Source organism: Serinicoccus marinus DSM 15273 (assembly GCF_008386315.1).
GTDB classification, from domain to species: Bacteria; Actinomycetota; Actinomycetes; order Actinomycetales; family Dermatophilaceae; genus Ornithinicoccus; species Ornithinicoccus marinus.
The window spans coordinates 3,234,785-3,260,058 of sequence record NZ_CP043808.1 but is presented as its reverse complement, the minus strand read 5'-3'; the positions used below and the strand labels follow the sequence as shown (position 1 = coordinate 3,260,058).

Here is a 25,274-nt window from a genome sequence, read left to right as displayed (position 1 = left end):
CGAGACAGGGAGCACCGATGTCGCAGACCGAAGACCGTCAGCCCACCGCAGACCCGGCCGAGGACAACGCCTTCTTCCCCTCGCCCTACTCGCTGAGCCAGAACACCGCCGACACGACCAACTTCGACGGTCTGGGACCGAGCAGACCTACACAGGCGACCGGTGGAAGGTGCTCGTCATCGCCACCGACGAGCGCTACATGCTCACGCGCAACGGCACCTTCTTCTCCACCGGCAACCACCCCGTCGAGACCCTGCTGCCGATGCACCACATCATGCAGGCCGGGTATGCCGTAGACATCGCCACCATTTCCGGTGGGCCGGGCAAGGTCGAGTGGTGGGCCTTCCCCCGCGAGGACGAGGCCGTCACCGGCACCTGGGACGCGACGCGCGCGGCGTTCAAGGCTCCGCACCGGCTGGCCGACGTCATCGACGCCGGCCTGGACGACTACGCCGCGGTCTTCATCCCCGGCGGCCACGGCGCGATGAACGGGCTCCCCTCCAGCCCGGACGTGCAGCGCGCCCTCGACTGGTTCTTGGACCACGACCGCCTCATCATCTCGATCTGCCACGGGCCTGCAGCCTTCGTCGCCGCCGGGATGGGGCGCGAGACCAACCCGTTGTCCGGCTACTCCGTCGTCGCCTTCCCCGATGCCCTGGACTTCGGTGCCAACCTGGAGATCGGCTACCTGCCCGGCGAGATGCCGTGGAAGCTGGGCGAGACCCTCACCGAGCAGGGCCTGACCGTGCAGAACGACGACATGTCGGGCGCCACGACGCGCGACCGCAACGTCCTCACCGGCGACAGCCCGCTGGCCGCCCACCAGCTCGGCAAGGACGCCGTCGAGGCGCTGCTGGAGTCCTTCGGCGACTAGCGCTGGCCGCCCGCCCCCGGCCGACCTAGGGTCGGGTCCATGACCTGTGAGGTATGCCGTTGACCGCCCTGCTCTGGCTCCGTCGCGACCTACGCCGTGGTGACCATCCGGCGTTGCTCGCCGCGCGCGACGCGGGCGGGGACGAGGGCATCGCCGTGCTCTTTGTCGTCGACCCGGGCCTCTGGGAGCGAGGCGGCCCGGTGCGCCGCGCCTGGCTCGCCGCCAGCCTGCAGGCCGCCAAGGAAGACTTCGACGGGCGGCTGGTCATCCGCCACGGCGACCCGGCGAAGGTCGTGCCTCAGGTCGCCGCCGAGATCGAGGCCGGCTCGGTGCACGTCACCCGCGAGGTCACGCCCGCCGGGGTACGCCGCGACAAGGCCGTCCGGGACGCGTTGCAGGACAAGGACATCGACTGGGTGGAGACCGGCACGCCGTATGCCGTCGGCCCCGGCCTCGTCCGCAACGGCTCGGGCGACCCCTACAAGGTCTACACCCCCTTCCACCGCGCTTGGCGCGACCACGGCTGGCCCGAGCCCGCGGCATACCCGCGCTCCCTCGACCTGGTCGAGGTGGACAGCCACCAGAAGGCGCTCGACATGCTCGACAAGGCGCTGCGCGAGGACGACCTGCCGACGATGCCCGAGGCGGGGGAGAAGGCCGCGCTGCAGCGGTGGCGCGACTTCCGCGACGAGGCGCTCGACGACTACGACGGCGACCGCGACAAGCCGGCCATCGACGGCACCAGCCGGCTCTCGGCCTACCTCAAGATCGGCGCCATCCACCCGCGGACCATCCTCGCCGACCTGGCAGACAAGCGCTCCAAGGGCGCCCAGACCTTCGAGCAGGAGATCGCCTGGCGGGAGTTCTACGCCGACGTGCTCTTCCAGAACCCGCGCAGCGCGTGGGAGGACCTGCGCGACGCGCTGCCCGGGATGGACTACGACGAGCCGGACGACGCGATCGAGGCATGGAAGGACGGGCGCACCGGCTTCCCCGTCGTCGACGCGGGGATGCGGCAGCTGCGCGAGGTCGGCTGGATGCACAACCGGGTGCGGATGATCACCGCCAGCTTCCTCACCAAGGACCTGCACGTGTGGTGGCCGACCGGCGCCCGCTGGTTCCTCGACCGGCTCGTCGACGGCGACATCGCCAGCAACAATCACGGTTGGCAGTGGGTCGCCGGGACCGGCACCGACGCCTCGCCCTACTTCCGCGTCTTCAACCCCATCACGCAGGGCGAGAAGTTCGACCCGACCGGTGACTACGTCCGCCGCTGGGTGCCCGAGCTGCGCCACCTCTCCGGCAAGTCCGCGCACCAGCCGTGGGACCACGACGACGGGTATGCCGAGGGCTACCCCGAGCGCATCGTCGACCACGCGGAGGAGCGCAAGGAGGCGCTGGCGCGCTACGAGTCGTCGCGCAAGTGAGGGCGGGCCGCGTGGGCGAACGCCGTCAGGCTGCCGGCAGGTCGACGACCCGCACCGTCGGTCCGGTGAGCGCCGCGAGCAGCGTGCTGGCCGGCGGCTGGTCGAGGTCCTCCCCGGAGCCGCGCAGGTAGTCCTCGAGGTAGACACGGATCGGTGCTGTCGCCATCTGGTCGGGGACCGCCGCCGGGGTCAGCACCCCGAGCAGCATGCCCTCGACCCGCGGCCGGCCTGGCGCCACCGGCGGCTGGAAGAACGGCACGTCGAGCGCCCGCACCCCGTGCCGACGGTAGAACCCGACCCGGCGCCAGGGGTCGCCGAAGCCCCGCTCGGCGTGTTCGCGCGGGTCCTCGATCTCGATGAGCAGCATCGGCTCGCGAGCCCGGACCTGCTCCATCAGCAGCGACCCCACCCCGTGCGCCCGCCGCGTCGGGTGGCTGGCGAGGTAGGACAGCAGCGCCACGGGAGCGCCGGCGTCGACGACGACGACCGACACCCCCACCGGCTTCGTGCCGTCGAGCGCGACGACCACCTGGCTCCGGTGAACTCCCCGAGGTCGACCCGCGAGGCGTGGATCGCGGTGCGCGTCGCGATCACGTCCCGGTCGCGGTGGAACTCGGTCGCCACCCGCGCCCAGTCGACGTCCACGGCCACGCCCGCCGGTGCGCTCATCCGCCGCAGCCTAGCGACAACCCGGCTCGCGCGGGAGGGTCAGCCGTTCAGGCGGGCCAGCTCCTCGTCGCTGAGCTGCAGGTCGGCGGCGGCCGCCGAGTCCGTGACCGACTGGGGGCGCTTGGCCCCGGGGATGGGGATGACCACCGGCGACTGCGCCAGCTCCCAGGCCAGCGCGACCTGCTGCGGGCTGACGCCGCGCTCCTGTGCGACCTCGGCGAAGGCCGGGTGGTGCTCGGCCAGCTGCTTGGCGTCGTTGAGGCCACCCAGCGGCGACCAGGGCAGGAACGCGAGGCCTAGCTCGGCGCAGACCTCGATCTCGGGGTGGCTGCTGCGGAACTTGGGGCTGAACTGGTTCTGCACGCTCACCAGCGCGTCGCCGAGGACCTCGTGCGCCGCGCGGATCTGTGCCGGGTCGGCGTTGGACAGGCCGATCATCCTGACCTTGCCGGAGTCCGCGATGTGCTTGAGCGTGGCGAACGTCTCCTCGTCCGAGGTGTCCGGGTCGGGGCGGTGGTGCTGCCAGAGCGCGATCTGCTCGACCCCGAGCCGCTCGAGGCTGGCGTCGACCGCGGAGGTGAGGTGGCTGCGGGTGCTGTCGGTGGCCCAGTCGCCGCCGTCGGTGCGCACGTGCCCGCCCTTGGTCGCGAGCAGGACCTGGTCACGCACGCCGAGCTCGTCGAGGAGGGAGGCGATGAGGCGCTCGTTCTCGCCCTGCGCGCCGGCTCCCTTGTCGCCCGGGCCGTAGGCGTCCGCCGTGTCGAAGAGCGTCACGCCCGCGTCCAGCGCGGCGCGGACGGTGTCGAGGAGCTGCTCGCGGGGCTGCTCGCCACTCTGGTCGAAGGTCATGAGCCCAGGCCGATCGCACCGACCTGGTGCTCGCCGACGGAGGAGTTGCCGATCGTCCGTGTCTGCATCCCTCGAGCGTATTCCGGGGGTCGCGGCGGCGCTCAGCCAGTCACCGGGTCCGCTGCGCCAACCTCCGGTGCCAGGCGGTGTGGTCGTCCACGTTGGCGCGGGGGACCAGCGCGAAGCACTCCTCGCAGACCCGCGGGCCGTCGACGATCGCCTGCGCACCCTGGTCGCGCGGTCGCAGACCGAGGTACTCCTTGGTGCGCTCCCATGCCTGGCCCATGAACGGGGAGCCTAGTGCTGTTGCCCGTGATCTGCGGTCAGCAGCGAGCCGCTGCGGCGGGAGTCTGAGCACGTGGCAGCGGCCACCGCCAGCATCCCGCCCGCCGCGAGGTAGCCCACGCCCACCGACAGCAGGCTCGACACCCCGAGGGCGGCATAGCCCGCCACCGCGAGCCACAGGAGAGCGCGACGCGACCCTGCAGAGGCGACCCACCCTGCCGCCAGCGCCGCCGCGACCGTCAGCACCATGGGGACCGTCCACCCTGCCCTCTCTGTCGCCGTGCCGCTGTCCTGGCCCAGCAGCCATACCTGCAGCGCGGCCGTGCCGAGGCCGCAGGCCACCGCGACGACGACGAGCCGCCACCAGGTCCACAGCTCGCGCGCTGCATCCTTGGGTTGCTGGACCATCTGCTCCTCCCTGGAGTGCTTCCTGTCGAGCGTATGCAGGGGCCCGCGGCGGCGCTCAGTCGGTGAACGCCTTCGCCAGGGCGATCATCCGCGCCCGGAAGTCGTCGGAGGCGGGCGCGTGCGGCGCCGCCCACACGGCGTTGAGCACGAGCCGGACGAACGTCCAGGCCCGCACCCGGTCCTCCTCCAGCCCCGCCGCCTCGGCGACGACGTCGGCACGCAGTCGCGCATGGGTGCGCAGGTTGCTGGCCCGCGCGGCCTCCTCGGCGCGGTTCCAGATGACGGGGGCGACGGCATACGCCTGCTCTGCGGCGATCGGCTTGGGGTCGATCGCGAGCCAGTCACCGCGGTCGATCGCGCCGGGGAGCGGGGCGAGCACGTTGAGGTCGTGCAGGTCCTCGTGCACCAGCGAGGCGGAGGTGCCGGTCAACAGGTCGGGGAGGGTCGAGGCGGCCTGCTCGATGAGCCGGCGCGGCACGAGCGGGGTGCCGTGGGAGAGCTGCTCGGCCCAGCGCTGCGCCTTGGTCTCGATGGTGTCGATGCGGGGGAGTGCGGGCCGGTCGAGCGCGCGGATGAGGGTGCCGATGACCTCGCAGGCCTCGAGCAGCGGCTGGTCCCGCAGGCACTGCTCGGGGTCGAGGCGCTCCAGGAGCAGCGCCGAGGAGGCGGGCTCTGCGGCGAGCAGCCGCACGGCGCCCTGGGCGTCCCAGGCGCGCAGCGCCAGGTGCTCGTGCCGGGCCTCGGCGTGCGGCCAGGTCACCTTGAGCGCGGCCGCCGCGCCCGTATGCCGTCGCACCGGCACCACGAGCGCGCACTCGCCGTGCCGGCTGGGCCCGTCGACCTCGAGCCGCCAGTCGTGCAGCAGCCGCTCGACCTGGGCCGGCAGCTGACGCAGCCAGATGGCGCCGTCCACCGCCCGGGGCTGCCCCGCCCGCCCGGGCAGGCTCTGGAGGAGCTCGTCGGCAGGGCGGTCCCGGACCAGGTCGGCGAAGGCCGGGGGGATGAGGTCGGGCACCGGGTCAGCCTAGGGCTCGATGGATCGCTATTGGCCGTCCGGCCGACCGGGGAAGTTCTGCCGGGGCAACCATTCGACGGTCACCCCCGACGGGAGCCCTCCGACTGACCGGGGAAGTCGCGCCGGGGCAGGCATTCCACGGTCACGTGGGAGACGGGCCGGGCTACTGACCGGGGAAATGGCGCCGGGGCAGGCATTCGACGGTCGGCCGTCACAGCAACCCGACCCGCTACCCGCTGTTGAGCGGCGAGTCCTTGCGGGAGACCAGCTCGCGGCGCTGCTCCGGGCTCATCTGCGCGAGCTGCGCGGCTGCCTCCGCGGGGTGCCCCGCGACCTCTGGGCCCGCAGCGACCGGGACGATCGAGTGGACGACGCGGTCGGCATACACGTGGACGACGTTGACCGACTGGTGCGCGTCGACCGCCGAGGTGAAGCGCGCGTCCGGCGCAGGGTCCTCGAGATAGCAGGTCGCCGCGGCCACGCTCACCGGGATCCCCGCGAACGTCGAGTGGGAGGAGAAGTGGAAGTGCCCGCCGAGGATGCTGACGACATCCGTGCCGGCGAGCACCGCGGCCAGCCGGTCCTGGTCCAGCAGCTCGATGATCGCCGCCGCCGGCACCAGCGGGACGGGGATCGGCGGGTGGTGCAGCGTGAGGATGGTGCCCTGCTCGGCAGGTGTCGACAGAACCTCCGCGAGCCAGGCGAGCTGGGCCTCCCGCAGCTCGCCGTGGTGGTAGCCGGGCACCGTCGTGTCCAGCGAGATCACCCGCAGCCCGCCGATGTCGTGCACCGCGTCCTGCGGCTCGTCCGTAGTCGCCTCGCGGTCGAAGAGGCCCGCGGCGTAGGCCGGTCGCTCGTCGTGGTTGCCCATCACCCACACGATCTGGGCTCCGAGGTCCGCGGCGAGCGGGTCGAGGAGGTCGCGCAGCTGCCGGTATGCCCCTGGCTCGCCCTTGTCGGCGAGGTCACCGGTGACGACGATCGCGTCGGGCGCGGGGTCGAGACGGGCGAGCCGCTCGAGGGCGGTGCACAGCCGGGCGGTGGTGTCGATCGCGCCGAACTGCAGCGCCCCGTCGGCCAGGAGGTGGGTGTCGCTGAGGTGGACCAGCGTGCGGAGCGGTGCCGGGTGCTGGCCGAACTGCACCGGGTCGGCCGGCGTGTCGGAGGGGTCGGCACGATGGGATCGCTGCTCCGGCTCCGGCTGGTCTCCTGACTCCGGGCGTCCTGACTCACTCACGTGGGCCAACCTACCCACCGAGGGCCCGGGGGCAGCCGGCTCTGCCCTCGGGATAAGGGGCAGCCGGCTCTGTCCTCGGGCGGCGGGACCGGAGAGTCGGTCGGGGCGCACCGTTCATCGAGGCAGAGGCGAGAGACAGTGAGCGGTGGCTCAGAGACCGGGCAGCGCCAGGGCGCCGATCAGGGCAGCGAGCTGGGTGAGCACCGCCGTCGCGCCGAGCACGTCACCGGTCACGCCGCCGAGCGTCCGCTCCGCCCACACCTCGACGAGCAGCGGCACGACGAGGGCGGCGAGCAGCACGCATACCCCCACCCAGACCCCGATCGGCCAGAGCGCGAGCGTCGACAGCCCCGCCAGGCCGCCTGCCACGACCACCGGGCCGGTCCGCAACCCCCGCACGAGCGGCCCCGCCGTCCCCTCGGGCCGCCCCGACGGCAGCCGCAGCGCCACGGTGAGCATGCCCGAGCGCGACAGCGCGCCGACCGAGGCGAGCACCGCGACGACGCCCCACCACTCGAGCGACCCCAGCAGCGCTTGGACGGCCGCGATCTGCAGCACGAGCGCCAGCACCACTGCGGCCGTGCCGTAGACCCCGACGGCGTGGTCCTTCATGATCCGCAGCCGGCTCTCCCGGTCGTGCCCGCCGCAGCCGTCGGCACAGTCCGCCAGCCCGTCCAGGTGCAGGGCACCGGTGAGCAGGACCTCGGCCAGCACGGCGAGGGTCGCGGCCACGAGGGGCGGCACCAGCAGGCCGGCGCCCCAGGCGAGCGCACCCACGACCGCCCCGACACCAGCCCCCACGATCGGGAACGCCCAGGCCGCCCGGGCCAGGTCGAAGCCCTCGCGCTGTGGCAGCGGCACCCGGGTCAGGAAGCTCGTCGCGTCCCGCAGCGCGGCGATCATCGGTGCTCAGGCTCCGTCGGCCGTCGCACCGCCGCCGTCCGCGCCCGCAGGATCGCTGCTCAGATCGGCCAGCTCGCCCATGTCCTGCAGCAGCGCCAGGCTGGAGCGGATGAGCGGGATCGCGAGGGCCGCCCCGCTGGCCTCGCCGAGCCGCATCTGCAGGTCGAGCAGCGGGGTGAGCCCCATCTCCTCCAGCTGCATGGAGTGGCCGGGCTCGGTCGAGCGGTGCGCGGCGATCATCGCGTCGGCGGCGGACGGGCACAGACGCCAGGCGACCAGCGCCCCCGCGGTGCTGATGAACCCGTCCAGCAGCGCCGGCACGCGGTGCGCGGCGCACCCCAGCGCCACTCCCGCCAGCGCGGCGATCTCCAGGCCGCCCATCGCGGCCAGCACGTCCCACGGCTGCTCGACGTCGTCGTGCCGCGCGAGGACGGCGTCGACCGTCTCGACCTTGTGCGCCAGCGCCTCTCCCTCGAGCCCGGTCCCGGCACCCACGACGCGTGCCGGGTCGCGGTCGAGGATCGCAGAGGTGAGGATGCTGGCGGTCGTCGTGCTGCCGATGCCCATCTCGCCCAGCGCGATGAGGTCGGCGCCGTCCTCGATGAGCTCCTCGGCCAGGCGGATCCCCACCGCGACCGCCTGCTCGGCCTCGGTGCGGGTCATGGCCCAGCCCTCGGCGCTGTTGTCGGTCCCGGCGCGCACCCGCCGGTCCAGCACCGGGGCATACGTGTGCGTGGGGTGCAGCTGCGGCGGCTCGACCACCCCGAGGTCGGCGACGACGAGCTGCGCGTCGGCCTGGTGCGCGAGGATCGACACGGCCGCTCGACCGCTGACGAAGGTCGTGAGCATCTGCGCGGTGACCTCCTGCGGGTAGGCGCTGACGCCCTCGCGCGCGATCCCGTGGTCGGCGGCGCACACCAGGACGACCGGGGAGTCGACCCGGGGCGTGGTGGTGCGCTGGATGCCGGCGACGCGCGCGGCGAGCCCTTCCAGGCGCCCGAGGCTCTGCCGCGGCTTGACCTTGCCGTCGAAGGCGCGGGCGACCGCGGCCGAGCTCTCGTGGTCCGGGCCGCCGATGGCAGCGATCGTGCGGTCGATCAGGGCGCGGTCGGCGCTCTGCCCGGTCTCGCTCATGCTGGTCAGTCCTCCGGAGGGTCGAGGGTGAGGGTACGGCCGGCGACGACGAGCTGCGCGAGGTCGGCCTCCGCGGCCAGGACGGCGTTGACCCGGCCCAGACGGTCACGGTAGTCCCTCGACACCGGGTGCAGGGGGACGATCCCCAGGCCGACCTCGTTGGTGACGACGATCACGCGCCCTCGGTATGCCGAGGCCCACCCTGCCAGCGAGCGTGCCCGACCGAGGGTGGTCGCCTCGTCGTCGCCGTGCTCCAGGAGGTTGGAGACCCACAGGGCCAGGCAGTCGACGACGACGCAGGCGCCGGGGTCGAGCGCCGCGCAGGCGTCGACCAGCTCGACGGGCGCCTCGACGGTGCTCCAGCCCGTCGGGCGCTCGGCACGGTGGCGGGCTATCCGGTCGGCCATCTCCGCGTCCCGCGGCTGGCCGGTGGCGACGAAGACCACCGGGTCGTCGCCGTGCCGTGCCCGGCGGACGGCGAGGGCGGACTTGCCGCTGCGCGCGCCCCCGGTGAGCAGGGTCAGGCTCATGCGGGTGCTCCTCGGCGGGTCGGCGCGGTGGCGGGGCGTGCCGCCCCAGCGTCCCACGCCTGTCGGCGCGGCGTCATCGGTGACTCGATGGCGTCCGGGTGAGCGACCGCCGAGCCGGTAGCGCCGATCCTGCGCCCCTCGGGTGCCGGCGACGTCCCACGAGGGCCGCGGCACCGAGGCATCCGGCGACGACGGCGAGTTCGACCCGACCCACCAGCTGCCGTGCCCGGGCGATGTCGGCCGGACCGGGCCGTGGGCCTGAGCCGAGCCGGGGCCGCTCCTCGCGGCGGCCGGCATACTCCAGCGGGCCGCCGAGCTCGACGCCCAGCGCCCCCGCGACGACGCTCTCCGCGACGCCGGCGTTGGGGGAGGGGTGGGCCGGTGCGTCCCGGCGGACGATCTGGAGCACCTCGATCCCGGTCGGCCGCGGACCCGGGCCCGCGCCCTCCTCGTCGACCCACTCCTCGGACCTGTGCACGGTTCCTGCCCCCTGTCCGGACCTGTGCACGCTTCCTGGACCGGAGCGGAGGAAATATCCGCCGCTCTGCCCCAGCAAGCGTGCACAGGCGGCGTCCAGGGCGACGAGGCCGGCGAAGAGCCGTGCCGGCGCCCAGGCCAGGACGTCGTCGGCGCGCGCGGCGACGGTGCCGAAGCGGGCATACCGGGGGCTGCGATGGCCGACCATTGCATCCATGGTGTTGACCGCGCGGTGGACGAGCACGCCCGGTGCTCCCGCGACGAGACCCCAGAAGGCCGGGGCGATGACGGCGTCCACGGTGTTCTCGGCGAGCGACTCGACGACCGCTGCGGCGACGCCGGACCCGCCGAGCCCGCTCGGGTCGCGACCCGCCAGCCAGGGCAGGCGCTCGCGGGCGGCGGTCAGGTCGCCGGCGCGCAGGAGCTGCTCGATGTCGCGCGAGGTATGCCGCAGCATCCGCCCGGCGCTCGCGACCCCCACCGCGAGCGCGAGGCCCGGGACACCGGCCCGGCCCAGCACGAGCCCGGCCCCGGCACCCAGGCCCGCACCCGCCGCGGCGTAGGCCGCGCCTGCGTCGCGGCGATCGGCGTACAGGGCCTGCTCGAGACGGCCCATCACCGTCCCGAACCACGCGACCGGGTGCCACGCGTCCGGCGGCTCGCCGAGGCCGCGGTCCAGCAGCAGCCCGGCGGCGACGCCGACCGCGCGCCGGGCGAGGACGCGCCGGACCGACGTCGTCCGCGGGTGGCCAAGACTCACCAGACCACACCTGCCCCACCCGCCGCGTCGGGCTCCCACGGGTGGGCGGCCAGTCCGTCGCGGACCGCGCCGTGGACCGCAGCGGCGATCCGCCCGCCCCACTCCGAGCGGACCCCGGCGAAGACGACGGTCCCAGCATGCCCCGCGTCGCCCGGTGGCTCCGGGCTGAGCACGACCACCGCGTCGCTGGCGGTGCCGGTGCCGGGCACGCCCGCCTCCACGAGGGCCTGCGCCTTGGCCTCCGTGGTCGTACCCACTGCCTGCACCAGCGCGAGGCCGACAGCGGCACCGTCACGACGACCACGATGTTGATGGTGCCGGGCACATAGCCCTCCCGACCGGACACACCGTCGTGACCAGCCCGCTCCGGCGGCACCGCCCATGTCGGCTTGGTGACGCCGACCGTCGCCCAGACCCTGACGCCGTCCACCTCGGTCGCCACGACCTGCGACACGTCGGCCGCGGTGAGCAGTGCCGTCCCCGGGCCGGAGACGCCGAGACCGTCCGCGCGGGAGGAGGCATACCGGTCGAGGTCGGTGCGGGTGAAGTCGTCCCCGACGCCGAGGTTGAGCACCCAGCACGGCCGGACGAGCCCGCCACCGACTGCCGCCGAGCTGAGCCCCCACCAGCCGCGGGGCACCCTCCAGACCAGCGCACCCTCGGCGCGCTCGAGCTCGACGCTCACCATCCGGGCGCCTCGTCGGGCGAGGTCGCGGTGTACGCCAGCGCGCGGACCGCGGCGACGTCGAGGTGCTCCTCGACCCAGTCCGCCAGGTGGTCGAGATGGTCTCCAGCGCCAGGGCGTAGGGCACCGGAGCAGGTCGGAAGTCGCGCCCGTGCACCGCCGCGACCGCCCCGAGGAGGGCGTGCCGGACGTCGTCCGCGTCCAGGACCCCGTGGACCGTCGTTCCCCGCACGCGGCGGTCCGGGCTCACGCACCCCTCGGGTTCGCCGCGCGCCGCCTGCCCGCCGCGCTGTTCGTCGTCCGGGACAGGAGCGAGCAGCGTGAGCCACGGTTCGCCGTCGCCGTGCCGACGCACCCGACCGAGGTGGATCTGGTAGCCCGTGACCGGCAGCCCCGGGGGACCGGCGGTCTGTCCGGTCGCCAACCGCACGACCTTGGGCCGGGCGAAGCGGGTCGTCACCGGCAGCAGGCCGAGCCCGCGCACGACGGCGGGCTGAGAGGTCCCTCGGGTGGTCCCCGGCTCCGACCGCGGTGCCTCGAAGCCGTCGTCCTCGACGCTCTTCCCGAGCATCTGGAAGCCGCCGCAGATGCCGAGCACGTGCGGCCCCACCGGGTCCCCTGCCGCCCGGACGATCGCGTCGGCGAGGCCGCGCTCGCGCAGCCAGGCCAGGTCGGCCACGGTCGCCCGCGTGCCGGGCAGCACGACGAGGTCCAGGTCGTGCAGCTCACCCGGCCGCGTCACCCAGCGCAGCTCGACCGATGGCTCCAGCACGAGCGGGTCGAGGTCGGAGGGGTTCGCCAGGTGGGGCAGCGCTACCACGCCGATCCGCACCGGGCGATCCGGCCTCTCGCCCATCCCGAGCCCGGGCCGCCCCGGGGCCCGCAGGTCCAGCGAGTCCTCGACGCCGAGCATGAGGTGGTCGCCCAGGTGCGGAAGCACCCCCAGCACCGGTATGCCCGTGCGCGCCTCGAGGTCGCGGACCGCCGTTCCGAGCAGTGACACGTCGCCGCGCATCCCGTTGAGCACCACCCCGCGCAGGCATGCCCGCAGCCGCTCGGGCAGCAGCGCCCACGTGCCGTAGGCCGCGGCGAAGGCGCCGCCCCGGTCGATGTCGACGACCAGGAGAGCGGGCATACCGGCCGCTGCGGCGAGCGGGAGGTTGACGACGTCGCGGTCCAGGAGGTTCGGCTCCGCGGCACCCCCGGCGCCCTCGCACACCACGAGCTCGTGCTCGCGACGCAGCGAGGTCAGCGCGTCGAGCACGACCGGCCGCAGCGCCCGCGCCCGGTCGCCGTAGCCGACCGCGTCCTCCACCGCGACCTCCTCGCCGAGGACGACGACGTGCGAGCGGCCACCCGAGGGCTTGAGCAGCACCGGCCCCATCCGCCGGTCGGTCGCCACCCGCGCGGCGAGCGCCTGCATGGCCTGCGCCCGCCCGATCTCACCGCCGTCCGGGGTGACGGCCGCGTGGTTGGACATGTTCTGCGCCTTGAACGGCGCGACGTCAACCCCGCGCCGCGCCAGCGCCCGGCACAGCGCTGCGGTGACCGTGGACTTGCCGGCACCGCTGGTCGCCCCGGCGACGAGCAGCGCGCCCACCTAGTAGTCGATCCCGCGCCGTGCCCGGATGCCCTGCTCGAAGGCGTGCTTGACCGGCACCATCTCGGTCACCGTGTCGGCGACGTCGACGACCGGTTGCGGCATCTCCCGCCCGGTGAGGAAGACGCTGACGTCCGCCGGCCGGTCGCGCAGCGCCGCGACGACGGCGTCGGTCTCGATCCAGCCCCAGTTCATCGGGTAGGAGATCTCGTCGAGCATCACCATCCGGTGCTCGCCTGCCGCGATCAGCCCGGCGCTGAACTCCCAGGCCGCGACCGCCTTGGCCGCGGCTCTCGTCGAGGTCGGTGCTGTCCCAGGAGAAGCCGTCGCCGGCGCTGAACCACTCCACCCCGAGCTGGCGCAGCATCGCCTCCTCGCCGGTCCGCCACTTCCCGGACTTGAGGAACTGCACGCACGCCGTCGGCCAGTCACGCCCCCGGCTGCGCAGCAGCGTGCCGAAGGCGGCGGTCGACTTGCCCTTGCCGTGCCCGGTGTTGACCAGCACCAACGACGGCGCTGAGCGCAACTCGCGCCGGTCGTAGGGCCGCTTCGTGGCGGTGCGTCGTGCTCGGTCACGAGACCTCCTCGATGGCGCCCCGCTGACGGGGACGTCCGGACATCGGGCCCCCGAGGCCCGTCGTCCACGGTGCTCGGTCCAGGACGGCGAGGGGGCGGGGTGGCCCGGTCCGGCAGGGAGATCGGCTCCGCCGCCGGGGTATGCCCGCTGCGCGCCTCGGGAAGCACGACCAGGTGGCCGTCGACGTGGTGGACCCGGACCGGGTGGGCGTAGACGCGGCTGAGCAGGCCCTCGTCGAGGACCTCTTCGGGGGTCCCGAGCGCCACCGGGGTGCCGCGCTCCAGGAGCATCAGGCGGTCGGCATACCGCGCAGCCATCCCGAGGTCGTGCATCGCGGCGACCACGGTGAGCCCGTCGCTGCGCCGCAGCTCGTCGACCAGCTCGAGGACCTCGACCTGGTGCCCGACGTCGAGCGCGCTCGTCGGCTCGTCCAGCAGCAGCACCGGGCTCTGCTGCACGAGCGCACGGGCGATGACGACCCGCTGCGCCTCGCCGCCGGAGAGGTTGCGGACCTCACGCCGGCCGAAGGAGGCCAGGCCCAGGCGCCGCAGCACGTCGGTCGCGATGCGGCGGTCCCGCCGCGACTCCAGCGCCAGCCAGCCCAGGTGCGCGGTGCGCCCGAGCAGGACGTACTCCACCACGCTCATCCCGGGCGGCAGCTCGGGGGACTGCGGCATGAGCGAGAGGTCGGTGGGCCCGGGCTCGCTGCCGTCGCCGAGCTCGACGAACCCGGTGCGCGCGACCAGCCCCACCAGCGCCCGCAGCAGGGTCGACTTGCCCGAGCCGTTGGGCCCGATGAGGCCGAGCCACTCGCCGGCCCGCAGGTCCAGGTCGACCCCGCCGACCACCTCGGCGCCGTCGAAGGCGACCCGCACCTCGCGGGTACGGACCGCGTGGGCGGGGGTGAGCGGCCGGACCTCGCCGTCGCCGACGGTGTCGTCGTCGCTGGTCACATCCCCGCCTTCCGTCGCCACAGGACCACGCAGAAGAAGGGCGCTCCGACGAAGGCCGTGATGACCCCGACCGGCAGCTCGGCGGGTGCCACGAGGGTGCGCGCCCCGATGTCCACGGTCGCCAGGAAGGCCCCGCCCAGGATGGCCGACAGCGGCACGATGAGGCGGTAGGAGTGCCCGACGAGCAGCCGCACCAGGTGCGGCGTCACCAGCCCGACGAAGGCGATGAGCCCGCTCACCGACACCGCGGCCGCGGTGATGAGCGTCGCCGCGCCGACGACGACCAGCCGGGACCGCGACGGCTGCAGTCCCAGCGACCTCGCCTCGTCGTCGCCGAGCCGCAGCACGTCCAGGTGCCGCGCGTGCAGCCACAGCACCGCTCCGGCGAGTAGCACGTAGGGCAGGAGCAGCGTGACCGGCCCCCACCCGCTCGTCGCGAGCCGGCCGAAGAGCCAGGAGAGCACCTCGCGGGAGCGGGTCTCGTCGAGCCGGGTGAGGGCATACGTCTGCTTGCGGAGAAGAGCGCCGCCATCGCGACCCCGGCGAGCAGCAGCGTCGCCGGGTCGCGGAACGAGCCCCGCGCCACCAGGACCGACCCGGTCACCGCGAGCAGGGCGCCGAGGAAGGCCGCCATCGGCAGCGCCGCGATCGGCCCCCACGACAGGTCGAGCCCGAAGCCGAGGGCGAGCACCGCTCCCAGCCCGGCCCCGGCGGACACGCCGAGCAGGTAGGGGTCGGCCAGTGGGTTGCGGAAGACGCCCTGGTAGCCGGCTCCCGCCATCGCCAAGCTCGCGCCGACGAGCGCCGCCAGCATCGTGCGCGGCAGCCGGATCTGCCAGAGCACCGCCTCCTGCGTCGAGCTGAGCGTCTGCGCCGGCTCCACACCGGGGAGGGCGCCCACGAGCGCCCGGACGACACCCTCGACCGGCAACCCGGCCGCGCCCTGGGTGACCGAGGCGAGCACCGCGAGCACGAGCAGGGCGGTGCAGCCGACGAGCGCCGGCACGGACAGCCGGAACGCGCGGTCGGCCGCCTCGTCCAGCGCGTCGGTCGGCGCGTGCGTGCGGGTGCTCATCGGGTATGCCCGTGCCCAGTGTCGCCGGTCAGCGGCCCGCCGGGACCGTGACCTCGCTCATGGCGTCGGCGAGGGTGGACACCAGCTGCGGCAGGCGCGGGCCCCAGCGGGAGGCGATGTCGGCGTCGACGGTGACGATGTTGTCGTTCTGCACCGCGCTGATCTCGGACCAGCCGGGGCGCTGCGCGACGTCCTCGGCGGTGTAGGACACCTGGTCGGTGATGACGATGAGCTGCGGGTCGGCCTCGATGATGGCCTCCTCGGTGAGCTGCGGGTAGCCGGTGCCGTCGGCGTCGGCCTCGTCGGCGATGTTGACCGCGCCGAACTGGCTGTAGACGTCGCCGATGAAGCTGTTGCTGCTCGCGGAGAGAAGTAGGTGTCGTCGAGCTCGTGGTAGACCCGCAGCCCTTCCGCCCCATCGAAGCCGGCGAAGGCGTCGTCCACCTGCTGGCGCAGGTCGGCGATGGTGTCGGCGGTCTCGTCGACGTGGCCGGTGGCCAGGCCGAGGGCGGCCATGCCGTCCCAGCCGGCCTCGATCGTCGTGGGCGCGGGGTTGTCGATGACGGGGATGTCGAGCTCGCCGAGCGAGGCGGTGAGGTCGCCGGTGTCGCCGGAGATGACGACGAGGTCGGGCTCGTAGCCGGCGATGGCCTCGACGTTGGGCTCGTAGCCCGACAGGTCGGTGGTCGGTGCCTCCTCCGGGTAGGTGGAGAAGGAGTCGGCCGCGACGACCTGGTCGCCGGCGCCGATCGCGAAGAGGATCTCGGTGGCCGACGGCGACAGCGAGACGATGCGCTGCGGCTGCTCCTCCAGGGTCACCTCACCGGCGGCGGTGTCGACGGTGACCGGGAAGTCTCCGGAGCCGGCCATCTCCCCCTCGGAGGTCATGTCGGCGTCGTCGCCCGCCTGGTCCGAGGCGCTCTCCTGCTCGGAGGCGGTGTCGCCGGCGTCGGAGTCGGTGCTGCCGCCGCCGCAGGCGGCGAGGGTGAGGCCGAGCGCCAGGGCGCCGACGAGCGGGAGGGGCTGGCGGAGGTGCATACGGTGTCTCCTGTCGGTCGAGGAGGGAGTGCTCGAGCGACCGAAGGGTTCCTCCGCCGTCCGAACCGGCCCTGGGTCCTCGCGGGCGTGTGGCTTCGGATCGTCGGGCAGCTCGACCGGACTCGGTCCTTCGCGAAGGACTCCACCGTTGCGGGACAGTGCCGGGTTCGCACCGGACTTCGTCTGCACGACGAACGCCAGTGTAGCGCCGCGGCGGATCCGCGCGGCGCGACCTCGTGGCGCGGCCCGCCGACGGGGACGCCACCGTCACCGAGCTGTCCGCGCCCTACGACATCAGCCTGCAGGCGGTGTCCAAGCACCTCAAGGTGCTCGGGGCCTGCGGCCTGGTGAGCCGGACCAAGCCCACCGAGATCAGCGCGGACCCCGACGTGCCCGGCGCCCGGATCCAGCGCGTCTTCGACGCCACGCCCGAGCAGCTGGTGCGGGCGCATACCGACCCCGACCTCGTCGTCCGCTGGCTGGGCCCGCGGGACCTCACGATGACCATCGACCGGTGGGACGCCCGGACCGGCGGCGAGTACCGCTACGTGCACCATCGCGGCGAGGAGGAGTACGCCTTCCACGGCTGCTTCCACGAGGTCGGGCCGACCCGGATCGTCCAGACGTTCACCTTCGAGGGCTACCCCGAGGGCGTCAGCCTGGAGCGGCACACCCTCACCGACTTGGGCGAGGGGCGCACCCGGCTCGAGGTCTTCTGCATCGTGGAGGGCTTCGAGGCGCGGGACGCCATGCTCGCCTCCGGCATGGAGACGGGCGTCGTCCAGGGCTACGAGCAGATCGACGAGCTCCTCCTGGACGGAGCGCTGTGATGAAGTACCGCCTCGAAGTCCTCGTCCTCCCGGTCTCCGACGTCGACCGTGCCAAGGAGTTCGGCGACCCCTTCCACTTCGGCGAGAGCGGCCAGGGGCCGGGGGTCCACCCCGAGCGGATCGACGACGGCAGCTACGCCAACCTCGAGGACCCGGACGGCAACACCTGGCTGCTGCAGGAGGTCAGCGGTCGCGACTGACCCGCAGCGCCGACCCCAGCCGCGCGAGCCCCGCCGCGTCGGGGACGGCGACCCGGGCGACGCCGGGCATACCGAAGGAGGCGCAGTCGCGCACCAGCACCCCGTGCGGTGCGAGGGTCTCCCGCAGCCCTTCCTGGTGCACCAGCACCCAGGGCGCGTCGGTGTCGTCGACGGTGAGGCCGTGCCCGCGCAGCAGCGTCAAGAGACCGGCCCGGAGCTCGCGTATGCCTGCCGCCCACCCCGGCAGGTCGGCGGAGTCGAGCAGGTCGGGCAGCGCTGCCAGGGCCAGAGTGCTCACCGACCAGCGCGGCTGCCGACGACGCAGCCGCTCGACGAGACCGGGATCGGCGATGACGTAGCCCAGCCGCAGGCCGGGGCAGGCGAAGGTCTTGGTCAGCGAGCCGACCGTCACACCGGGCCGGCCTGCGGTCCAGCGCCCGGTGGCCAGGGCGTAGAACGCCTCGTCCCAGACGTCGGCCTGCTCGTGCGACGCGGCGAGCCGGCCGCTCGGGCTGTGCGGGTCCGAGCGCCAGCGCGGGCCGTGCGGGTGGCGCGGGTGCAGGCCGAAGTCGGGCTCCTCGCGGACCCCGCCGCCCAGCTCGGCCGCCACGAGCGAGATCGCCTCGCTGCCGCCGTTGGTCAGCAGCAGCGCCTCGGAGGCCACGTCCAGCGCCCGGGCCAGCTCGCGAGCCGCAGCGCGGTCGTCCGGGTAGGCCCGGAGCGCGCCCAGGTGCCGCCCGACCAGTGGCTCCACGGGCGGGGCCAGCGGGTTCATCGTCTGGCTGAGGTCGAGCAGGTTGGCCGGGTCCAGGCCCAGCGCCCAGGCGACCGCAGGCCCGTCCCCGCCGTGCTTCCCGGCGGGCGGGATCGCCGGCACCCGGCGCACGCTGCTCACCCGGCCCAGCCTATTGCCGGGCCGGGGGGCACCAGCAGGCCCTCCCACGGGTCGTGGCACGGGCATACCGTGGACGGCGACCCGGGCACGTCCCTGCCCGCCCGGCCGGCTCATCTGGGACGGCACGATCGACCCGGGCAAGGTCGTCGACCTGACCCTGCCGCTGGAGGAGGCCGCCGAGGACTACCGGGCGATGGACGAGCGTCGTGCCACCACGGTCATGCTGACGTTCTCAGGGGCCCACGACACACCGTCGAGAGCCAGAATTCCGCGACGCGCCGGGCTTCGGAGTTGGCAAAACGCGCTGGTGTCTGCCTACGGTGTGGCCGACTCATTGGCTCTATCGAAAGGCTGTCAGCATGAGCAAGAAGGTTATCGTCGAGGCCGTCGCCCGCGAGGCGGGCATGACCCAGGCCGCTGCCGACAAGATCGTCAGCTCCGTGCTCGAGGCCATCTCGGCCGAGCTCGCCAAGGGTGAGAAGGTCTCCTTCCCCGGTTTCGGCACCTTCGAGGTCCGCGAGCGTTCCGCCCGCACCGGCCGCAACCCGCAGACCGGCGCCGAGATCCAGATCGCCGCGAGCAAGGCCCCCGCCTTCAAGGCCGGCTCCAAGCTCAAGGAGCGCGTCTCCTGAGCCGAGGCTCCACGCACCATCCACGACGCCCGGTCGGCCCGCGAGGGTCTGCCGGGCGTCGTGCGTCCCGGCACCATGCCGTGGGGGAGGTCGCCACGCCGGGTCCGGCTTCCGCTTGACGCAGCGTCAGTTCCTATCCTGCCGGTATGCCCACACGCCCTGACTCCCCGCAACCGCGGGTCTGGGAGCGCTTCGTGGCCCTGGGGGACTCCTTCACCGAGGGCCTCGTCGACGCCCATCCCGACCGCCCGGACGACCACGTCGGCTGGGCCGACCGTGTCGCGGCGGCACTCGCCGCCCGCAACGCCGAGCTCGACCGGCCCTTCGGCTACGCCAACCTCGCGATCCGCGGGCGCCTCATCGACGCCGTCATCGGTGAGCAGCTCGAGCCCGCCCTGGCGCTGCGCCCCGACCTGGTCAGCCTCTCGGCCGGCGGCAACGACGTGCTGCGGCCCCGGGTGTCGCTGCCCGCCGTCATGGAGCGGCTGGAGGAGGCCACGCTGCGCATCCGGGAGACGGGCGCCGATGTCATACTCGTCACCGCTCCGGACGTCTCCTGGGCGCCGCTGGTCAACCGGGTCCACCCACGCATGGTGGAGTACACCGCCCACCTGTGGGCGGTCGGCCAGCGCACCGGGTCCTTCGTCGTCGACGTCTACACCCTGCGCGCCCTGCACGACGCCCGGATGTGGGGTCCGGACCGCATCCACTTCAGCAGCGAGGGGCATACCCGGATCGCGTCGCAGGCGCTGTGGACCCTCGGCCTGGAGCAGGAGCTCGACTGGACCACGCCGCTGGAGGCGGCGCCACCGCTTCGCCGCATCGAGTCGCTGCAGGCGGACCGGGAGTGGGTCGCCGCCCACCTGCGGCCCTGGATCCGGCGGCGCATCCGCGGCGAGAGCTCGGGCGACAACCGCGTGCCCAAGCGCCCGCAGATCACACCGGTGGACGACCTGCCGGCGGCCCCCTGAGGTCTCGAACCGCCTGGCCACGGGTCGTCACGGGTGCTCACCCGCCGAGGTCGCGGGTCAGCACGACCTCCTCGGTGACGTAGCCCAGCGCCGCGTAGAACGACCGCGCCGCGGTGTTGGTGGCCCCGGTCTCGAGCGTCAGCCGGGTATGCCCCCGCTCGCGCGCCCACCCCTCGGCCCTGGACATGAGTCGGCGTCCCGTCCCGGTGCGCTCGTGCGTCGGCGCCACCACCAGCTCGCCGACATAGGCGTCGACCTCACCCGACCAGTGCGCTCGCGTGCCGGCATGCACGACGCCGACGACCGCGTCCCCGTCCAGCGCCACCCAGACCGGCCCGGTCTCCGGGTCGACGACGTCGAGCGCCTCGGTCACCCAGGCGGTGACCGTGCGCCGCACCGCGACCGGGTCCCGCCACGGCGCCGTCGCCGTGGTGAGCCGTGCCGCGAGGGACAGGACGGCGTCACGGTCGTCCGGGGCGTAGGGGCGGATCGAGACGTCCACGGAAGGACTGTGTCACGCGGGGGCCGCCATAAAAAAGGGCCTCTGACCTGCGTCTTCGCGAGCGCGAAGAGCGTGGCACTCATCTCCGGCCCCACTCCCAGGCCGGGGTCGTGAGCAGGCCCTGGCCCGCGACGACGGTCTCGCCCAGGTCCTTGGTCAGCTCGTGCAGACGCAGCGGGACCAGCTCGTCGGGCTCCGGCTCGAGGTCACGGGGGTCCTCGTCCAGGCCCCGCTGCTCGCGGACGGCCTCGGCGAGGGCGTCGACCAGGTGCCGCGAGTGGGTGACGACGACGACCTGGGTGCGCCGCGACGCCGTCGCCGCCGCGCGGGCCAACGGCGGCACCAGGCTGGGGTGCAGGCTCGTCTCGGGCTCGTTGAGCGCGAGGAGCCGCGGTGGGATCGGGGTGAGCAGGGCCGCGAGCCACAGCAGGTAGCGCAGGGTGCCGTCGGACAGCTCGGCGGATCGCAGCGGCCGCAGCATCCCGGGCTGGTGCACCTCGAGGTCGAACAGGCCGTGGGACTCCGCCACCGAGAGCCGGGCGCCGTCGAAGGCGTCGGAGACCGCGTCGTCCAGGAGGGACCGGGAGTCCTCCCGGATGGTCTGCAGGGCCGCGGCGACGTCGGAGCCGTCCTCGGCGAGCGACCAGGTGCGGGTGCCCACCTGCGGGCGACGGGCGGGGGCGGCGGCATCCACCCGGAAGCCGTCGTAGAAGCGCCACGTCTGCAGCGCGTCCCGCACCGCCCACAGCTCGGGAGCCCCGTGCGGGTCGACCACCTCGGTCAACAGGCTGGTCCAGGGTGGCAGGCTCGCCGGGGCCTGGCCCCAGCGTCCCTCGTCGTCGCGCATCTCCACCCGCTGGTGGCGGCGTCGGGCGACCTGCCGTGCGGGGCGCATCACCGGCCCCCGCCAGACCACCTCGCGCTTGATCTCCGGATCGCGGTTGAACAGCGTCGGTCGCGGGTCGGGGTCACCGGTGTGCAGCAGCGGGGTCTGCGACTGGACCGGGATGCCGAGGTCGACGAGGTAGGACAGCTCGTCGTCCTGCCCACCCACCCCGAGTCGGAGCGAGACGGGACCGGACCGCATGGTGCCCTCCACGGCATACCCGCGTCGTGCCTGCACGAGCGACTCCGGCCCGGCCCAGAGGACCGAGCCCAGGCCACCCTCCTGCGCCAGCGCGTGCACCGCCTCGCCGCGCCCGCAGGAGCCGAGCAGGCGCAGCGCCCGGTAGACGCTGCTCTTGCCCGAGCCGTTGGCGCCCGTGATCACGGTGAGGTCGCCCAGCGGCAGCACCGCGTCGCGCAGCGAGCGGTAGCCGCTGACGGCGACGGTCGAGTACATGCCCGCGACGCTAGGGCTCACCACCGACATCCCACCGAGCGTCGCGAGTGGTTGTCCTCACACCGACCGAGCGCCGCGAGTGGTTGCCGGTATGCCGACGGCGACCACCTCAGAGGCAGTCGCCGTCGAGGAGACCGGTGCTCAGTCGTCGAGCGGAACGCTCGGCGCGGTCGGCCAGGAGCCACTGCGCGGTGAGCGAGCGGAACCTGTCCTCGCCGTCGCGCAGCCGCTCCAGCGCCGGCTCCACCTCGGGACTGTCGAGCGCCGCCAGCGCCTCGAGGGCGACCATCGCGACCTCCCGCTCGTCACCCTCGGCGGCGGCGACGAGGGCCGCGGCGGCGGGTCGGGCGGCGGGGTCGCCGACCAGCACGAGGGCGCGGGCGGCGTGCAGCCTGACCTCGACGTCGTCGTCCGCGAGCGCGGCGGCCAGGCCTGTCACGCCGGGTTCACCGAGTTGCTCCAGCGCGCGCGAGAGCTCGCGCTGGAGCAACTCGCCACCGCGGCCGAGATGGGGCAGCAGGGCAGGCGCGGCCTCCGGGGTGCCGGTGCGGCCGAGCGCCCACCACGCCTTCATCGCGACGGCGGGGTCGTCGTCCTCGGCGAAGGGCAGGATGCGCGCCACCGCCTCGGGCGCCTGGATCTTGCTCAGCGCGTGCAGCACCTGCACGCGGGACCCCGGGGAGGAGTCCAGGGCCGCCAGCAGGTGCGGCAGCGCCACCCGCGGGTGGCGGCAGACCGCCCACGTCAGCGTCTCGCGCACGAAGAAGTCGGGCTCGGCGACGAGGAGCGCGACGAGCTCGGCCGTGTGCGAGTCGTCACCGTGCGTCCCGAGGTGCACGGCGGCACGCTGGCGGGTGGTGGGGCTGACGTCGTACACGGCCCGGCGGGCCTGCTCCAGGGTGGTCACTGGTCTCTCCTTCGTGTGCTCCGACGCGGAACGCGTCTGCTCTTATCCTCATTCCTCACGCGGCGTGAGGGTCAAGCGGATTTATACCCTTGGGGGGTATGCCTATCCTGTGTCATACTCGGACCATGAGCGCCGAGCCCAGCCACGACCACGCGGCCGGGGCGAGCAGCACACGACTCCTGCTGGCCTTCCTCATCACCGCCACGATCCTCGTGGCCGAGGTGGTCGGCTCGGTGCTCACCGGCAGTCTGGCGCTGCTCGTGGATGCCGGGCACATGCTCACCGACGCCGGTGGCCTGCTCATCGCCCTGCTCGCCGCGCGGCTCATGGCCCGGCCCCCGTCGCAGCGGCGCACCTGGGGCTTCGCGCGGGCGGAGGTGCTGGGGGCGGGGGCGCAGGCGACGGTCCTCCTGGCGGTCGGGATCTACGCCGTCGTGGAGGGTGTCCAGCGGTTGCTGAGCAGCGAGCCGACCGAGGTGACCGGCGGACTGCTGCTGGTCTTCGGTGTCGTCGGGCTGCTCGGCAACATCGCCTCCCTGCTCATCCTGGCCGGCGGGCGGGACAGCAATCTCAACCTGCGCGCGGCCTTCCTCGAGGTGGCCGCTGACGCGCTGGGGTCGGTCGCGGTCATCGTCTCGGCCGTGCTCATCCAGACCCTGGGTTGGACCAGGGCGGACGCCGTCGCAGGTCTGGTGATCGCCCTGCTCATCATCCCGCGTGCGGTCTCCATCCTGCGCGAGGCGGGCAGCGTGCTGCTGGAGTCCGTGCCCCCGGGGCTGGACCTCACCGAGGTGCGCGAGCACATCCTCGGGGTCGACCACGTGCTCGACGTGCACGACCTGCACGCCTCCCGCATCGGCACCGGCACCCCGGTCCTCACGGCCCACGTGGTGGTGGAGTCCGGCTGCTTCGAGGACGGCCACGCCCCGCAGATGCTGGATGCGCTGCAGACCTGCGTCGCGGGCCACTTCGACGTCAGCGTGGAGCACTCGACCTTCCAGCTCGAGCCGCCGCAGCACGCCGAGCACGAGCACGAGCACCACCGCTGACCCACGTAGGCTGCGCGACCATGACCGACTCCGAGCAGCCCGATCCCGCCGCAGCGGCGGTGGAGCTCGCGCACGCGCTCTTCGACCTCGCCCGGGCGGGGGACACCGAGCGGCTGGCGGCGTATGTCGACGCCGGCGCCCCGGTCGACCTCACCGACCCGGCGGGCAACACGCTGCTCATGCTGGCGGCCTACCACGGGCATCCGTCCACGGTCGCGGAGCTCGCCGACCGCGGCGCCGACGTCGACCGGCTCAACGACCGGGGTCAGTCGCCGCTCGCCGGGGCGGTCTTCAAGGGCGAGGCGGAGGTGGTCGCGACCCTGCTGCGGCACGGCGCCGACCCCGAGGCCGGGCAGCCGACCGCGCGGGAGACGGCTGCCATCTTCGGCCGCGAGGACCTGCTCGCCTGACACACCGCGCGGCCGGTTCTGCCTCATACCGTGCGGTCGGTCCGCGCAGAGCGCGCGGCCGCTGGGTGCATACCGTGCGCTCGGTGGGGGGAGTCAGGTGTCGGTCGGGGGCACCGGGCGCGGTAGGAGGCCGGCCTCGGCGCGGTCGAGGACGTGGCGGCGGAAGAGCTGGGCCGCGGGCAGCAGCCGGCGGCCGGGGGCCCAGGACAGCCCGACGTCCCGGGTCGCGGTGCGGTCGCTCAGCTCGAGCACGTGCAGCCCGGCCACGGGGGCTGCGACCGAGCCGCCCCACCCCGTCGGCGCGACCGCGACCCCGAGCCCGGCCGCGACATACCCCCGCAGCGTGGGCAGGTCGGCGGCGACGAAGGCGACCTCGGGCGCGAAGCCGGCCTCGCGGCACAGCTGGTCGGTGTGCTTGCGCAGCACCGAGGTCGGCACCATGGCGACGAACGGATCCTGCGCCACCTCGGCGAGCTCGGCCCGGGACCGCCCGACGAGCCGGTGCTCTGGCCCGACGAGGAGGCGCAGCGGCTCGGCCACGAGCGCCCGCCAGCGTGGCTGGTCCTCGCCCGGGTGCGGGCGCAGGGTGGACAGCTCCAGGTCGACCGCGCTGTGCGCCCCGACCGCCGCGAGCGTCTCGTCCTCCTTGGACCGCAGGTCGAGCCGCACGACCGGGTGCTCGGCGCGGAAGCTCGTGACGAGGTCGGGGACGAGCCACGTCCCGAGCGAGGGTTGGAAGGCGACGGTGACGGTGCCCGTCTCCGGGTCGAGGAGCTGGTGGACTGCGGCGAGCCCGTCGTCGAGCTGGTGCAGCACCCCGTCGACGTGCCGCTTGAAGACGGTGCCGGCGTGGGTCATCCGCAGCACCCGCCCCTCGCGGCGCAGCAGCGGAGCCCCCACCTCCTGCTCCAGCCGGCCGAGGGCCCGCGAGACCGCGGGTTGGGAGACCATCTCGATCTCGCTCACCTCGGTGACGGTCACCCCGTCGGCGACGAGTTGGAACCAACGCAGGGAAGCGACGTCCATACCTATGACGCTAG

The 25,274-nt window shown here is 73.9% G+C and carries 27 protein-coding genes and 7 pseudogenes; 9 read left to right on the top strand and 25 right to left on the bottom strand.

Annotated elements, in window-relative coordinates; translation table 11 throughout:
• Positions 1-169: 169 nt before the first annotated feature.
• On the top strand, positions 170-874 hold the full coding sequence (locus tag FU792_RS15755; RefSeq protein ID WP_238706006.1) for a DJ-1/PfpI family protein: 705 nt from the start codon (positions 170-172) through the stop codon (positions 872-874).
• 59 nt (positions 875-933) lie between these two features.
• A complete protein-coding gene (locus tag FU792_RS15750; RefSeq protein WP_028130763.1) occupies positions 934-2,301 on the top strand; it encodes a cryptochrome/photolyase family protein in 1,368 nt (455 codons plus the stop codon).
• 25 nt (positions 2,302-2,326) lie between these two features.
• Here FU792_RS15750 and FU792_RS15745 read toward each other — a convergent pair whose 3' ends face one another.
• The 20 genes and pseudogenes from FU792_RS15745 to FU792_RS18640 form a co-directional block, all read right to left on the bottom strand.
• On the bottom strand, positions 2,327-2,830 hold the full coding sequence (locus FU792_RS15745; RefSeq protein WP_022923623.1) for a GNAT family N-acetyltransferase: 504 nt from the start codon (positions 2,828-2,830) through the stop codon (positions 2,327-2,329).
• Positions 2,831-3,009: 179 nt separating this feature from the next.
• A complete protein-coding gene (locus FU792_RS15740) occupies positions 3,010-3,819 on the bottom strand; it encodes an aldo/keto reductase (protein WP_238706005.1) in 810 nt (269 codons plus the stop codon).
• Positions 3,820-3,928: 109 nt separating this feature from the next.
• On the bottom strand, positions 3,929-4,105 hold the full coding sequence (locus tag FU792_RS16915; protein WP_022923625.1) for a hypothetical protein: 177 nt from the start codon (positions 4,103-4,105) through the stop codon (positions 3,929-3,931).
• 11 nt (positions 4,106-4,116) lie between these two features.
• Complete coding sequence (locus FU792_RS15735; RefSeq protein ID WP_022923626.1) at positions 4,117-4,512, bottom strand: hypothetical protein; 396 nt, start codon at positions 4,510-4,512, stop codon at positions 4,117-4,119.
• Between the two features lie 55 nt (positions 4,513-4,567).
• A complete protein-coding gene (locus FU792_RS15730; RefSeq protein ID WP_022923627.1) occupies positions 4,568-5,527 on the bottom strand; it encodes an aminoglycoside phosphotransferase family protein in 960 nt (319 codons plus the stop codon).
• 229 nt (positions 5,528-5,756) lie between these two features.
• A complete protein-coding gene (locus FU792_RS15725) occupies positions 5,757-6,764 on the bottom strand; it encodes a phosphodiesterase (protein WP_337587837.1) in 1,008 nt (335 codons plus the stop codon).
• A gap of 150 nt (positions 6,765-6,914) precedes the next feature.
• A complete protein-coding gene (gene cobS, locus FU792_RS15720; RefSeq protein WP_022923629.1) occupies positions 6,915-7,667 on the bottom strand; it encodes an adenosylcobinamide-GDP ribazoletransferase in 753 nt (250 codons plus the stop codon).
• Between the two features lie 6 nt (positions 7,668-7,673).
• Positions 7,674-8,801 (bottom strand): nicotinate-nucleotide--dimethylbenzimidazole phosphoribosyltransferase, encoded by a 1,128-nt coding sequence (cobT, locus tag FU792_RS15715; protein ID WP_022923630.1) that lies wholly within the window; start codon positions 8,799-8,801, stop codon positions 7,674-7,676.
• Between the two features lie 5 nt (positions 8,802-8,806).
• Positions 8,807-9,331 carry a bifunctional adenosylcobinamide kinase/adenosylcobinamide-phosphate guanylyltransferase gene (cobU, locus tag FU792_RS15710; RefSeq protein ID WP_022923631.1) on the bottom strand — a complete coding sequence of 175 codons (525 nt, stop codon included), beginning with the start codon at positions 9,329-9,331 and terminating at the stop codon, positions 8,807-8,809.
• Positions 9,332-9,404: 73 nt separating this feature from the next.
• Entirely contained in the window at positions 9,405-10,568 is a 1,164-nt protein-coding gene (locus FU792_RS15705; protein ID WP_022923632.1) for a CobD/CbiB family cobalamin biosynthesis protein, read from the bottom strand.
• On the bottom strand, positions 10,565-10,951 hold the full coding sequence (locus FU792_RS19520; protein WP_149814888.1) for an adenosylcobinamide amidohydrolase: 387 nt from the start codon (positions 10,949-10,951) through the stop codon (positions 10,565-10,567). Before FU792_RS19520 ends, FU792_RS15705 begins: the two co-directional genes overlap by 4 nt.
• A pseudogene (locus tag FU792_RS19515) lies at positions 10,903-11,256 on the bottom strand (adenosylcobinamide amidohydrolase); the annotation flags it as partial. The gene FU792_RS19520 and the pseudogene FU792_RS19515, both read right to left, overlap by 49 nt.
• Before the next feature lie 166 nt (positions 11,257-11,422).
• Positions 11,423-12,853, bottom strand: a pseudogene (locus tag FU792_RS19445) (cobyric acid synthase); the annotation flags it as partial.
• A complete protein-coding gene (locus tag FU792_RS19440; RefSeq protein WP_420876881.1) occupies positions 12,854-13,285 on the bottom strand; it encodes a cob(I)yrinic acid a,c-diamide adenosyltransferase in 432 nt (143 codons plus the stop codon).
• A pseudogene (locus FU792_RS19435) lies at positions 13,215-13,358 on the bottom strand (cob(I)yrinic acid a,c-diamide adenosyltransferase); the annotation flags it as partial. The pseudogene FU792_RS19435 and the gene FU792_RS19440, both read right to left, overlap by 71 nt.
• A 500-nt stretch (positions 13,359-13,858) precedes the next feature.
• Positions 13,859-14,278 (bottom strand): annotated as a pseudogene (locus tag FU792_RS19430) (ABC transporter ATP-binding protein); the annotation flags it as partial.
• Between the two features lie 101 nt (positions 14,279-14,379).
• Positions 14,380-14,847, bottom strand: a complete 468-nt coding sequence (locus tag FU792_RS18655; protein WP_275100730.1) for a FecCD family ABC transporter permease — start codon at positions 14,845-14,847, stop codon at positions 14,380-14,382.
• A 104-nt stretch (positions 14,848-14,951) separates the two neighbouring features.
• Positions 14,952-15,458: pseudogene (locus FU792_RS18650) on the bottom strand (iron chelate uptake ABC transporter family permease subunit); the annotation flags it as partial.
• A gap of 28 nt (positions 15,459-15,486) precedes the next feature.
• Positions 15,487-15,768 (bottom strand): ABC transporter substrate-binding protein, encoded by a 282-nt coding sequence (locus FU792_RS18645; protein ID WP_275100786.1) that lies wholly within the window; start codon positions 15,766-15,768, stop codon positions 15,487-15,489.
• A 179-nt stretch (positions 15,769-15,947) separates the two neighbouring features.
• A pseudogene (locus FU792_RS18640) lies at positions 15,948-16,328 on the bottom strand (ABC transporter substrate-binding protein); the annotation flags it as partial.
• A gap of 404 nt (positions 16,329-16,732) precedes the next feature.
• On the opposite strand from FU792_RS18640, the gene FU792_RS15665 reads away from it, so the two are divergent.
• Together FU792_RS15665 and FU792_RS15660 are read left to right on the top strand one after the other, a co-directional pair.
• Complete coding sequence (locus FU792_RS15665; protein WP_022923639.1) at positions 16,733-17,326, top strand: SRPBCC domain-containing protein; 594 nt, start codon at positions 16,733-16,735, stop codon at positions 17,324-17,326.
• Positions 17,326-17,526 (top strand): hypothetical protein, encoded by a 201-nt coding sequence (locus FU792_RS15660; protein WP_022923640.1) that lies wholly within the window; start codon positions 17,326-17,328, stop codon positions 17,524-17,526. Before FU792_RS15665 ends, FU792_RS15660 begins: the two co-directional genes overlap by 1 nt.
• On the opposite strand, the gene FU792_RS15655 is transcribed toward FU792_RS15660, so the two are convergent.
• Positions 17,510-18,421 carry an aminotransferase class I/II-fold pyridoxal phosphate-dependent enzyme gene (locus FU792_RS15655; protein WP_022923641.1) on the bottom strand — a complete coding sequence of 304 codons (912 nt, stop codon included), beginning with the start codon at positions 18,419-18,421 and terminating at the stop codon, positions 17,510-17,512. The genes FU792_RS15660 and FU792_RS15655 overlap by 17 nt on opposite strands.
• Before the next feature lie 109 nt (positions 18,422-18,530).
• Between FU792_RS15655 and FU792_RS18215 the strand changes: the two are divergent.
• The 3 genes and pseudogenes from FU792_RS18215 to FU792_RS15640 all read left to right on the top strand — a co-directional run.
• Positions 18,531-18,650 (top strand): annotated as a pseudogene (locus FU792_RS18215) (IMP dehydrogenase); the annotation flags it as partial.
• Between the two features lie 130 nt (positions 18,651-18,780).
• Positions 18,781-19,053, top strand: coding sequence for an HU family DNA-binding protein (locus tag FU792_RS15645; RefSeq protein WP_022923642.1), 273 nt, complete (start codon positions 18,781-18,783; stop codon positions 19,051-19,053).
• 146 nt (positions 19,054-19,199) lie between these two features.
• Positions 19,200-20,024: an SGNH/GDSL hydrolase family protein gene (locus FU792_RS15640; protein WP_022923643.1), complete on the top strand. Its 825-nt coding sequence runs from the start codon at positions 19,200-19,202 to the stop codon at positions 20,022-20,024.
• Positions 20,025-20,061: 37 nt separating this feature from the next.
• On the opposite strand, the gene FU792_RS15635 is transcribed toward FU792_RS15640, so the two are convergent.
• From FU792_RS15635 to FU792_RS15625, 3 genes are all read right to left on the bottom strand, one after another.
• On the bottom strand, positions 20,062-20,526 hold the full coding sequence (locus FU792_RS15635; RefSeq protein ID WP_022923644.1) for a GNAT family N-acetyltransferase: 465 nt from the start codon (positions 20,524-20,526) through the stop codon (positions 20,062-20,064).
• A gap of 79 nt (positions 20,527-20,605) precedes the next feature.
• On the bottom strand, positions 20,606-21,868 hold the full coding sequence (locus tag FU792_RS15630; protein ID WP_022923645.1) for an AAA family ATPase: 1,263 nt from the start codon (positions 21,866-21,868) through the stop codon (positions 20,606-20,608).
• Positions 21,869-21,977: 109 nt separating this feature from the next.
• Entirely contained in the window at positions 21,978-22,775 is a 798-nt protein-coding gene (locus FU792_RS15625; protein ID WP_149814887.1) for a HEAT repeat domain-containing protein, read from the bottom strand.
• A gap of 125 nt (positions 22,776-22,900) precedes the next feature.
• Here FU792_RS15625 and FU792_RS15620 point away from each other — a divergent pair, with 125 nt between their 5' ends.
• Complete coding sequence (locus tag FU792_RS15620; protein WP_022923647.1) at positions 22,901-23,824, top strand: cation diffusion facilitator family transporter; 924 nt, start codon at positions 22,901-22,903, stop codon at positions 23,822-23,824.
• A gap of 20 nt (positions 23,825-23,844) precedes the next feature.
• Positions 23,845-24,234, top strand: coding sequence for an ankyrin repeat domain-containing protein (locus FU792_RS15615; RefSeq protein WP_022923648.1), 390 nt, complete (start codon positions 23,845-23,847; stop codon positions 24,232-24,234).
• A 93-nt stretch (positions 24,235-24,327) separates the two neighbouring features.
• On the opposite strand, the gene FU792_RS15610 is transcribed toward FU792_RS15615, so the two are convergent.
• Positions 24,328-25,260, bottom strand: a complete 933-nt coding sequence (locus tag FU792_RS15610) for a LysR substrate-binding domain-containing protein (protein ID WP_022923649.1) — start codon at positions 25,258-25,260, stop codon at positions 24,328-24,330.
• Positions 25,261-25,274 lie beyond the last annotated feature (14 nt).